9 protein-coding genes are annotated in these 11,795 nt (G+C 48.0%); 6 read left to right on the top strand and 3 right to left on the bottom strand.

The genetic code is table 11. The features are described 5' to 3' along the window. Positions 1-1,208: hypothetical protein (locus tag RM811_RS09720; RefSeq protein WP_402523436.1), on the bottom strand; the 1,208-nt coding region annotated here is incomplete at its 3' end. Positions 1,209-1,548: 340 nt separating this feature from the next. On the opposite strand from RM811_RS09720, the gene RM811_RS09715 reads away from it, so the two are divergent. The 5 genes from RM811_RS09715 to RM811_RS09695 all read left to right on the top strand — a co-directional run bounded on the left by RM811_RS09715 (position 1,549) and on the right by RM811_RS09695 (position 5,760). Beyond that, positions 1,549-2,496: an ADP-ribosylglycohydrolase family protein gene (locus RM811_RS09715; RefSeq protein ID WP_402523433.1), complete on the top strand. Its 948-nt coding sequence runs from the start codon at positions 1,549-1,551 to the stop codon at positions 2,494-2,496. A 654-nt stretch (positions 2,497-3,150) separates the two neighbouring features. Beyond that, entirely contained in the window at positions 3,151-3,381 is a 231-nt protein-coding gene (locus RM811_RS09710) for a hypothetical protein (RefSeq protein ID WP_402523431.1), read from the top strand. 2 nt (positions 3,382-3,383) lie between these two features. Then, positions 3,384-3,692, top strand: coding sequence for a hypothetical protein (locus RM811_RS09705; protein WP_402523429.1), 309 nt, complete (start codon positions 3,384-3,386; stop codon positions 3,690-3,692). After that, positions 3,692-3,877 (top strand): hypothetical protein, encoded by a 186-nt coding sequence (locus tag RM811_RS09700; protein ID WP_402523427.1) that lies wholly within the window; start codon positions 3,692-3,694, stop codon positions 3,875-3,877. Before RM811_RS09705 ends, RM811_RS09700 begins: the two co-directional genes overlap by 1 nt. Before the next feature lie 911 nt (positions 3,878-4,788). Then, positions 4,789-5,760: a hypothetical protein gene (locus RM811_RS09695; RefSeq protein ID WP_402523425.1), complete on the top strand. Its 972-nt coding sequence runs from the start codon at positions 4,789-4,791 to the stop codon at positions 5,758-5,760. Positions 5,761-5,954: 194 nt separating this feature from the next. On the opposite strand, the gene rpmG is transcribed toward RM811_RS09695, so the two are convergent. Beyond that, positions 5,955-6,122 (bottom strand): 50S ribosomal protein L33, encoded by a 168-nt coding sequence (gene rpmG / locus RM811_RS09690; RefSeq protein WP_020582176.1) that lies wholly within the window; start codon positions 6,120-6,122, stop codon positions 5,955-5,957. 19 nt (positions 6,123-6,141) lie between these two features. Then, entirely contained in the window at positions 6,142-6,378 is a 237-nt protein-coding gene (gene rpmB / locus RM811_RS09685) for a 50S ribosomal protein L28 (protein ID WP_402523423.1), read from the bottom strand. 307 nt (positions 6,379-6,685) lie between these two features. On the opposite strand from rpmB, the gene RM811_RS09680 reads away from it, so the two are divergent. Further along, positions 6,686-11,551, top strand: a complete 4,866-nt coding sequence (locus RM811_RS09680; RefSeq protein WP_402523422.1) for an NAD-glutamate dehydrogenase — start codon at positions 6,686-6,688, stop codon at positions 11,549-11,551. The last annotated feature ends 244 nt before the right edge of the window (positions 11,552-11,795 follow it).

Genomic DNA, 11,795 nt, shown 5'->3' with positions numbered 1-11,795 from the left:
GGGCGATCCTGCACATCCTTAAACTCAGGGTCTGCTGCCCGTACTGCCGCTTCCACCGTGTGATAGGTCTTACCAGTGCCGGGAGGTCCATAGAGAATGGTGTTGGTTCCCAAAGGGCGATAGTCCACTGATTCCTGATTATTTTCAGACACTACTTCTTCTCCCTTGGCCGGAATTTTACCACCTTGCTGCCCCTGTTTTTTCAGCCTTTCGTCATGGACATAAATGCTCCACAGTGCAATATTGCGCTCATGCACTTCCCAACCCTCCTGCAGCCAGGGAGTAACTGCGGCGGTCAGATTATGATTGAGTACACACCAGTTTTTGTTTTTCTCAATGGGAATCTGGAACTGTTTTTCTATAACATCAGCCACTCTTGCCAAATACTTATGACTTACCAGTGTCGTCAGGTTTTCAGGATCAGCAGCACTGAACACCCGTTGAATTACCGCCCAGTACGTCCTGGAGAAATGTTCCTGCCATTCGCCATAAATAGCTATAAGCGTTTCTTTATCCGGTGAATTGAAAATCCTGAACGTTATTTCTCTAAGCCAGTCAATATTCTGACTGTAATCGGAGCTGGGAATACCAGCGGGAGCAACACTGCTTACCCCATTGTTCCTGTCAAACCAGAGGCTTTTTAACAGCTCGTCTGAAATGACCTGCGTCTCTTTTGCCTGCTTGACGTCATTAATAAGGCTCCGATACCTCTCAAACCACTGGCCATCATCACCTCTCTTTTCAAAGCACCACTGAAGCGTAGTGGCAAGACTGTGTTGGCCCTTACTGCGTTGCCAGATGTCATCCAGAACTTCAATAGAGGCTTTTTTAATCTCGATACCTGAGGAGTTTGGACTCCACTGTTGTTCAGGAAAGGCGGTTCTCAGCAGCAGCATTGGCAATAGCCCCTCTGCACAGCTACGTCGAAAATCTTCTATTTGAAATTTGATATAGCTGACTTGTTTGCTGCTGTCAGACCAGTGAGTGTCGTCAAAGCTTTCCAGGGTAACGGTGCCACTGGCAACAATGCCCTTAGGGTGCTGGTGTTTGCCCAGGCGAATCAAGTAAACCCGGTCACCAACTTGCGGTTGCTGGCTACTGCAGCTCCAGCTAACCTCCTCCCCCACGGCATAATCCAGTGTTTTAACAGAGCCTCCACCAGAAGTGGCAAAGTTCTCAGGATTCCAGGTCAAAAGAAAGGCAGTCATTAATACATCCTTGACACTTAACCATCACTTCCAGAAGAAGAAGAAGTGGTGGCACTTATTATAAGACAGTTGCTTCAAAATCCATTTACTGTGTCGTAGAACACATAATCCGAGGCATCTTTCAGCTCTTTCAAATCCAACTCAGTCAGCCCCGGTAAAGCTACCTCCTTCCAGTACCTTCTCTTTGGTGGGAGGCAAGTACCCAGACGACCACAGGCAGCCTTAAAACATCATGGGAACCGTCGCCCGCAATCGACCAGACAAAAGAAACCGGGTTGCGGCGCAGGGGGTGTGCTAAAAATTCAGGCAGGCTCAATAAAAGTAACAGGACGGTATTGCAATGAATGAGCAAAGACAGAAAGCTTATGAAGCGGTTATTGGCGCATTAGTCGGTGATGCCGCTTCAATGGGATTTCACTGGCTGTACGATCAAGTGCTGATTGAAAAGCACGGAGGTGAATACCCGGAGTTTCACACTCCTGTTCGCGCAGAGTACGAAGAAAAAGGTTACTTTGCCCATGAGGGAAAACAGGCCGGTGAGTTTTCTCACTATGGAGCACAGCTGCTTTCGATGCAGGATGCCATCACTGCCAATGGCCATTACTCGGAACAGAGTTACATTGAATCATTTCAGCAGTGGTTTGACTTTGGTGGCCAGTGGCAGGGCTATGCGGATCATCCGACTAAGCTGAGCCTGCTCAATCTTCATCAAAGAAAAGCAAATGACGAACCCCTTACCGCCTGCGGTGCTGACGATACCCAGAATCCGGCACTGTCAAAGCTACCGCCTCTGGTTGCTATGCACGGTCAGGATTCAGACTTATTGGAAAAGGTAGAGTCAGCGGTGCGTGTCACCAACAATAACGATACCGCCGTTAGCTATGCCAGAGCCGTTGCCATAATGATAAAAAGTGCAATTCAGGGCCACTCACCGGAGCAGTGTGTGGAACACGCAAAAGAAGTGAGTGCAGACATTGCCAAGGCAATCGAAACCACGGAATCAATGCTCAACCGCTCATCAAAAGAGGTTGCACAAGAGGTGGGAATGCACTGCGGACTCGATGCCTCTTTTATGGTGGTTACCCATCTCCTGCTGAAAGCTGTGAATTATGAACAAACCATGAGAGAAAACATTTACTGCGGAGGTGACAATTGCGGACGGGCCATTCCGTTAGGTGCGATTCTGGCTGCATGCTTCTTCGGTTCTGATAAATCAATACCAACCTCTTGGATCGCACGAACCTCATTACCCGATTCTGTATTGTCCCCTGACTTCCAAATAGGCTAACTACAACGAAGGGGGGCAGTCTAATTGAATGCTCCCCATATAACTTTATCTGAAGCTGATGAAACCAGGATTATTGGCAGACAATTAACTAAACAGGGGTTTGATACCATGACAGTAATTTCAACTAATACTCTCAAGCTGTAACGGGAGTGTTACACCTTCGCTATACAGCATCAAAAATATTTTTTCAGACTTCAACGTACACCACATGCACTAAGTACCCTCTCTTCTTTTACTACCCCCCCTTATTGTTTTTAAAACTGTGTGCGTGAAACCCCCAATGCAGTCAACCCACGCTCGATGGAACCGTGTCCATGCGTCCGGGTCACTCCCCCCCCTCGATTCCATTCGCTGACATCATTTCCCTGGCTGATCAATCGTTCCATTCTTTCCGGCTCTCGGCCTGCTGATCATTCCTTTATGTGTGTGTGCCTGCCCGATCTTTGCGGCTGGTCATGGTTCACCAGTGCAAAAATCACCGACCTGTTATGCCAGTGCTAATTAATGTTAGTTCCCGATGTGAACTAACTAATCATTTAGCTGTCTATTAAGTCAGGTGGATAAATACTTAACTACTGTCATCTATGAGCGCTTGCCTGGCTAATTGACCTGCGAGACGGGCGGGCATTCAATACTAATCAATCAGGCTATCCAATGAATAACAATGACGATCATATAGACCGATTTATGAGCCGAGAGAATATCTATAGCGTATCAATAGTTGATGATGCAGAACCGGGTTTTAGTTATCAGGGTTGCGAGTGCTGCAATGACAGTCTGGGTAATAACGTCACAGACTGCACCGGCATATCGAACGATAAAGATAACAGTCACGAATACGCTTTATGTAATGAGTGTATCTATTCGATCCTGTACGGAGAATAACTATGAGCCAGCATTCAATATGGTTTGACAGTCAGCCAGACTATCAGATCACTCTCGGATACAACCGGGAGCATAATATCTATTACGGTGAAGTCTTGTGCGGTATCAGTAGGGTTTACTCATCTTATGATCACCTGCTACTTAACCGCCGATTACTGGGAGCCATCATTGCAGCGGTGGAGAGTGAAACAGGTCTTACGGTGCCTGCCGTTGCTAGTGCCCAGCTTAGGCTCGATCCTGAGTCTGATAATAGGCTGGTGCATTACAGAGTACTTGATTCAAACAACGTTGACGTATCGGAGATTATCTAATGAAAGACGATAAAACTATCCTGCTATCAAAGCGGGTTCAGGTTCTTCTAGCAGACTGTCAGGCACTACTGGCAATGTATAAGCCTAATGACTGGTCAGGGTTCGATGACATTGCATATCAGGAAGAGTTTGAGCAGGTCCAGAAGGAATTAGAGTTAGTACTGTCTATATGTGCAAATGAGTAACCGAGGCCGCTCCACGGCTGCTATGAGCGCAGCCTACGGTGCAAGTCTGGAATACTTCAATTCCTTTAACTTCGCACTACTCAACATCAAGATAACTTCTGCTGAATACTGGATATATAGAGGTGTTTTCCGACCACCATTCTTATACTGTGAATACGCTGATTTTCCTATACCTAGAATCCTGGCTGTTTCCGTTTGATCGGTTTTTAGTATCGCCTCCAGCTCGTTCAAAATAGTCATACCTTGTCCTCCAGTGAGTCAATATAGATTAATTCGGCAGCTATTGGATTTTATATACAGTGTGCATTGGGAATAATGGTCTAAAATAATTGACTCATCGACCAAAAATAAATAGAGAGGTATTATGACGATGACACATACGGACTTGATAACAGAAAGAGAATACGGTTCTGACCACTGGCAGAAGTTCAACCAAAAAATATGGAATCAGGTATATAAGAATGTACCTAATCCGATGATCTTTATGCGTTATTGAAACAGGATTATCGACCGTCAAATCGAGAGAGGGAACCTTATCTTTTACTATATCGCCCTCAAAAGGTTATCCAAAATGTTATCTCACTGAAAACGTTAATTTTGATGATAAATGCTCCGTTAAAGGTCGCGAAATTGAAACAATCTGCACTTCTGATGTCTATCAGCATTCCACATTTACATGGGACAATAATCCTGCGAATACTACAGACATAACAAATTCAACAGCTAATGGATTCAGAAACGTAACTGCTCGCTTTCCAGCACATCAAGAATCAGGTCATTACTATAAATGCTACCTCAAAGTTCCGGGTGAACAAATTCCTCGAATTTGCTCAACAAGGGTTTATCTGCCTTTTGAAAAACCAAAATGCTGTCTCTATCAACACCCCTGCATTGATAATGGTGTCATTAAAATGGCAGCCAACATATCGTGCCGGGCTGCAAATAAATATGAAACCAGTATGCAATGGTTTGATACCCCTAAGGGTATACAAGGGGCAGGAACGGAAGATTCAAATTCAACCGTACTGTTAACCAGTAGTTTTGTAGTTCCAGAAAATGAGTATGGTAAGCAATATCGGTGCGAAGTTCGTTATAAAAATAAAGGTGAGCCGAATATAGAGGCGCTGGATAGCTGTTCCACTGATCCTATCAATATGACCGATTTTCGTAGTACACATACAACTGATCTGCAAAATTGCCCCGACGTTCTTATCGATACGCCAGAAGTCACTGTTCAACCAGAAGTCACCGTTCAACCAGAAGCCACTGTTCAACCGGAAGCCATCTCTTCAAAAGCCCGCAGCATGCATCAGGGGGGTTTGCTCGATGTCACGGCGCGCTCTGGTTCCCTTCTGTGGTCAGGGCTCCGGCAAGCTGTCAGCCATTTCATGCCACGATTTTCGGGTCCAACTGATGGACAGGTTCCTGATTTACACGACTTAACCTTACCCGGCTGTAAGCACGAAACCTGGGCGTCGCAGTTGCAGCGTTTTGCGGCTACCACAAATCAGCAGGCGGAGTACTTTGGCACGGGTGAGTCTCTGTCACCAGAGCAAGTTCGGGATATCATGGACAGTAACGCGAAAGACGCACGCTACTATCGGCATCAGTCCATGCAGCGTTTCAGCAACCAGGTCTCGGGTAACCTGGAGCTTGCCAATCTGGCCGTGGCCCTGTTTAATAATCGGCCCATTATCCCCAGCCGGGCTGCAGACGAGAGCCATGGGCTCTTCCACAAGCCCGGACTCATCAACAGCTCACCGGTCATGACCCTGGCCAGCAACCGACGTCAGCCCGGTCTCTCTACGTTCATCCTGAGACCGGGAATTAAAATGAACGGAGTTTGGGTTGAATGCCCAGGAGTAAACCAGAAGGTCGCCTGAACAGTATGCGCGTTTGGGAAAACCGGAAGAAACCAGAATCACTGGAAAAATGGTCAAGTCCGTAACATGATTTTCACCGGTAAGGCCTCACACCTGGACGTATTTTCAACAGAAAAATAATTTGCAGATTTACAGAAGGGAGTAGTGGTTCGTACCAGGTTGATTGATACGAACCAGAGCAAAGCAAACAAGACTTACTTAATCTTGTATTCCTTGTACTCAACGTGCTTGCGAACAACTGGGTCATACTTCTTGAACACCAACTTATCAGGCGTATTACGCTTGTTTTTGGTGGTTGTGTAGTAGTGACCAGTGCCAGCAGTGGAAACCAGCTTGATCTTCTCGCGAATACCTTTAGCCATGATTTATGCTCCTGCTAACTTAGAATTTTTGACCGCTTGCGCGCACATCGACCAGAACGGCATCAATACCCTTCTTATCAATAATACGCATACCTTTTGCAGAAACACGCAAGCGCACAAAGCGCTTTTCACTTTCAACCCAGAAACGCTTGTGATGCAGGTTAGGCAAGAAGCGACGACGAGTCTTGTTCTGAGCGTGGGAAACATTATTCCCGGTAACCGGACGCTTACCGGTAACCTGACAAACCTTGGACATATGGATGGCCTCTCAAACCAAAAATCCAGCCATAAGGCCGGAAAACTTAACTGAATTCCAGTGTCTGCTTCGGGCAGGTCTGCCCATGGTTACAGAGTCAAGAGACCTTCAAGACTCATCAGCAGCTACCCTCATACAAAGATCGGGCTTTATACCAGAGTTGGACGCCGCTTGCAAATTCTACAGTGGTTGCGGATCATGCCTAACCCGCGCAAAATCAGCAATACCAAGGCGTTTGAATCGTTTTTTGTCTATCTTGTCCTCAGGGCTTTTCATCCATACTCTCCATTAATAAGCAGGGGAAATCATGAACCGCTTCAGAGATTTTCGAGCCGTTATCGTTGATAAGGTTCAATCACTTCTGTCGGAGCGTTTGTCGAAGAACGAGGCTGAACAGATACAGTCTCTGGCGGATGCATACTACCAGGGGGAATCGCCCCGATACCTGAACCAGTTCAATACGGAAGACTGCTACGGCGCCCTGCTGTGTTTATGGCAATTTTTACAGCTGAAATTACCCGGGCAAATTAACATTCGTGCCTATAACCCTGAACCGGAAACCCATCACTGGCACTCAACCCACAGCATTATTGAAATTATTGTGGATGATATGCCGTTTCTGACGTCGTCTGTTTTAATGGAGCTGGATCGCCAGAAAATAAAGGTTTATAAACTGAACCATCCGACCATCGGCATACAGAGAGATAGCTCAGGACAGCTGCAAACCGTAGCCGGTAATGATGCCCTGCCGCAGGAAGCCGTGATTCGAATTGAAATCGACCAGCAACCAGACCCTGCGGACTTACAGCGTATTGTTGCCAATATACACAGCGTGGTGGCGGATGTGCAGCAGGTAGTCTTTGACTGGGAGGCTATGCATGAGAGGCTTGACGAAGCGATCCACTGGTGTGAGAACCATCCGGTTCCCATCACTAAAACAGAACGTAAAGAGGCGCTGGCTTTTCTGCAGTGGCTGAAACAAGGCAGCTTTCTTTTTATTGGCTCACGCTACTACGAAATCATCCAGACTCCCAAGAATCTCAAACTGCGTATCCGCAGCCAGTCCGGACTGGGTACCTTCCGCGAGGAGCTTCGTCAGGCACCTGTGGAACAGGATATTTCTCCCTACCTTGCGGATCGTCTCCAGTCTCCGGAACTTCTGGTCATTACCAAATCCACCAGCCGCTCCACCGTCCACAGGCCGGCGCACCTTGACTATATCGGCATTAAGCACTTCGACGAATCAGGCGTAGTCATCGGTGAGTGGCGCTTCTTTGGCCTGTTTTCATCCACAGCCTACAATGCGCCACTGGATGAAATCCCCCTGATACGAAAAAAAGTGGCCATGCTATTTAAAAACTCCGATGCGCCGGCCAATAGCCATCGGGATAATGCGTTACGCCATGTCATTAACGACTACCCAAGGGATGAGCTGCTACAGGCCAGCTATGAACAGCTGGAAACCGTTATCTGCGGCATCCTGGATTGTTACGAGCTGCGCCAGCTGAAACTCTTCCTGCGACCAGACAGTTATGATCGTTTTGTTACTGTGCTGGTTTATGTCCCGAGGGATCAGTTCCATACCGAATTACGGCTGGAAATGCAGAAAATCCTGCTCACTGAACTGGCGGGTAACAGCATTGATTTTAATGTTCAATTATCAGAAAACCCCATGGCGCAACTGCATTTTACTGTGCACTGCCAACATGCCAGCCAGCTGAAAATTGAGGTAGACCAGCTGGAAGCGATGATCAATGAAGCGATGATGAGCTGGTCTGACCATCTGCAAATTGCCATGAAAGAAGCCTTTGGGGAAGCAACGGCCAATCGTCTGGCACAATGCTATCTGCACGCATTTCCGGCCGCCTATCGTGAGGAGGCCAGCCCCCGCCAGGCAGTTATGGATATCCAGCGGCTAGAAACCATAAAAGACAGTAGTCAAATAAGTACCAGCCTGTACCGCCCGGTAACGGATTTCAGCCAGTGGCACTTTCGCGTTTTGGGTAAAGGCCCCCTGCTGGCGTTGTCCGACGTGCTGCCAATTCTCGAAAAAATGGGTGTCAGGGTTCATAGCGCAAGACCCTATACCGTTCACTCATGCACCATCGAGGATGGCTGGGTAATTGATTTCAGTATTGAGCCAAACAGCCATGAGAAAATACTGGTAGCGACGCCAAAGCCAGACGAAGCAGGCAATACCGGACAGGCACAGAATACCAATCTTGAAGATACCGGGCTCAGGGAGCAGTTTCATGAAGTGTTTATCCGCACCTGGCGGGGAGAAATGGAAAGTGATGGGTTTAACGGACTCATTGTTACCACCGGTTTAAACTGGGAACAGATTATTCTGATACGGGCTCTGTCCAAATATCTGTCACAGCTACAGGTGCCTTTTAGCCAGAGTTACATGCAAACCGTCTTAAACAGTAACCCGGCCGTGGTGGGTGAACTGGTGGACCTGTTCAGTATTCGCTTCTGTCCTGATTATGATGGTGACCGTACCGAAATGGCCAAAGCCTGCTCTGAACGGATCTACCAGCTACTGGACAATGTTGCCAACCTGGATGAAGACCGCATCCTCCGTCACTTTCTCAGCATTATAGAAGCGATGCTGAGAACCAATGCCTATCAAAAAAACCAGGACGGGCTTACCAAAAGCTACCTCTCATTCAAGGTACAGCCAGACAATATTCCCATGGCGGTCCAGCCCAGGCCGCTGTTTGAAATATTTGTCTATGCTCCCCGGTTTGAAGGCATTCATATGCGTGGTGGTAAAATTGCCCGGGGCGGCCTGAGATGGTCGGACCGCAGGGAAGACTTCCGCACGGAAATACTCGGCCTGATGAAGGCACAAATGGTCAAAAATGCCATTATCGTCCCTCACGGCGCCAAAGGTGGATTTATTGCCAAACAGCTGCCGGTTAATGGCTCCCGGGAAGACATTCTGGCAGAAGGTATTGGGTGTTATAAGGAATTTATTTCCGGCCTGCTGGATCTTACCGACAACCTTCAGGCCGGAGAACTTATCCCGCCGGTTGATGTGGTTCGTTACGATGAAGACGACCCTTATCTGGTGGTCGCTGCCGATAAGGGAACCGCCAGTTTTTCCGATATTGCCAATGATATTTCCCAGTCCTACGGTTTCTGGCTGCGGGACGCCTTTGCTTCCGGCGGCAGCCAGGGTTACGACCACAAAAAAATGGGGATCACCGCCCGGGGCGCCTGGGAGTCCGTCAAAAGACTCTTTAAAGAACGGGAGATTGATACCCAGAGTCAGGACTTTACCGTAATTGGTATCGGCGATATGGCTGGGGATGTATTTGGTAATGGCATGCTCCTTTCCCGACATATCCGACTGGTTGCCGCCTTTAACCACCAGCATATCTTTCTCGATCCGGAACCGGATGCCGACAGCAGCTTTGATGAACGACAGAGGATGTTTAATCGGCCAAGATCATCCTGGGAAGATTATGACCGGGCAAAAATTTCTGAAGGTGGTGGGATATTCAACCGTCAGGCCAAAAATATTCACCTGAGCCCCCAGGTAAAAAAGGCGTTGGCAACGGAAGCGTCCGTGATGACCCCTTCCGAACTTATCCAGACCATTCTCAAAGCGCCGGTAGATCTGCTATGGAACGGGGGAATAGGCACTTACGTTAAAGCCGGCGTTGAAACCAATGCCGATGTTGGCGACCGTTCTAACGACAGTGTTCGTATTAATGCCACAGAGCTTAATGTCAGCGCCGTAGGTGAGGGCGGCAACCTTGGCGTGACCCAGCAGGCAAGGGTGGAGTTTTCGCAACGAGGGGGGTTAATCAATACCGATGCCGTTGATAACTCCGGTGGCGTCGACAGTTCTGACCATGAAGTCAATATCAAAATCCTGCTGAACCGGATGATTGATGACGGTGACATCACCCTCAAACAACGCAATGTACTGCTGGCCAGCATGACCGATGAAATCGCCAGCCTGGTACTCCGCCATAACTTTTTGCAAAGCCAGAAGTTAAGCCTGAGCCTGCAACACAATGTCATGCTGTTCAACGACCACCGTTTTCTGATTCGTAAACTGGAGGAAAAAGGCCGCCTCAACCGGGAACTGGACTGCCTGCCTTCCGACCTTGAATTGAAAGCCAGAAATAAAGCCGGTGAAGGTCTGACCCGCCCGGAAATCGCCGTCCTGCTATCTCACACCAAACTGGATCTTTTTGAAGCGCTGGTCGCGGCCAACGTGGCTGAAGATGCCATCCTGACCTTAAAACTGGCGGATTACTTTCCATCACCCCTGAGAAAACGGTTCCCGGCACAAATTATGAGCCACCCCCTGAAGGCAGAAATACTGGCCACCCATCTCAGTAATGAAGTGGGTAACCGAATGGGGGCTACTTTTATCCAATACATTCAGCAGGAAACCCGCAGCACCGAACTGAACATCATCCGGGCATTTATCACGGTTAAAGAAATTTTCTCCATTCAGTCCATCTGGGATCAGTATGAGCAGCTGGGTTTTGGGGTAAAAGATGAAATCCAGCGCATTGAGTTATATCGAATTCAACAGCATATCGAGAAAGCCTGTATCTGGATCCTGAGAAATAATAGCGGCGCTCCAGACATTGAAACGCTGGTCAGCACCTATAAGCCAGGAGTTACCACGATTTCAGGACAGTTAGCAGAACTTCTCGGGGAACAGGACTGTGAATGGCTGGGAGGTCGGGTCACTGCTTTGCAGGAAAAAAATATTCCGGCAACGCTGGCGGAAGCCACCACAAGCCTTCGCTACCTTTATTATGTCCTCTTTATGATGCCCCTTGCAGAAACGTATGAACAAACTGTCAGCGACGTTGCGTCTATCCACTTCGTCCTTGAAGACCGACTGTACCTGCCCTGGTTAAGGGAACAAATCCGGCAACTACCCGTTGGCGACCTCTGGCAGCGAAAAGCCCAGTCTTCCCTGAAAAACCAGTTAGACCGGACATTAAACGACAACTGTATTGGCGTATTGTTATGCGCTGATGGGGAGCCGGAACAGAGACTGGCGGTATGGCTGGAAAAAAATGCCGAACCTATCAACCGCTGGCAGGCAACCCTTAATGAAATACAGTCCGCCAGTGAACAGAACCTTGCCATGCTCTCTGTTGCGGTTCAGGAGCTGTCGTTAATGGCATTGACCTGAAATCTGCTGGTGGAAGAACCCGTTTGCAACTCATAAAAAAAATGGCCATCAAGGGGAAGATGGCCATTTTGAGTACACTGGGAGGACACACCATCAATCAGTGCGCCCTTAATATTATTTCGGCGATGTGAATCTGTTCATTAGCCAGTTGGGATCTGACAGGCAAAAAAAAACCAGCATCCGGGGGAGGAATACTGGCTATATAGCTTCGGCTACAGGGGAGCAGCCTACCACTTAACTTTCT

This window comes from Endozoicomonas sp. (assembly GCF_031844845.1).
Taxonomy (GTDB): domain Bacteria; phylum Pseudomonadota; class Gammaproteobacteria; order Pseudomonadales; family Endozoicomonadaceae; genus Endozoicomonas.
The sequence above is the reverse complement of the archived record's forward strand: the minus strand, read 5'-3'. Positions and strand labels throughout refer to the sequence as shown.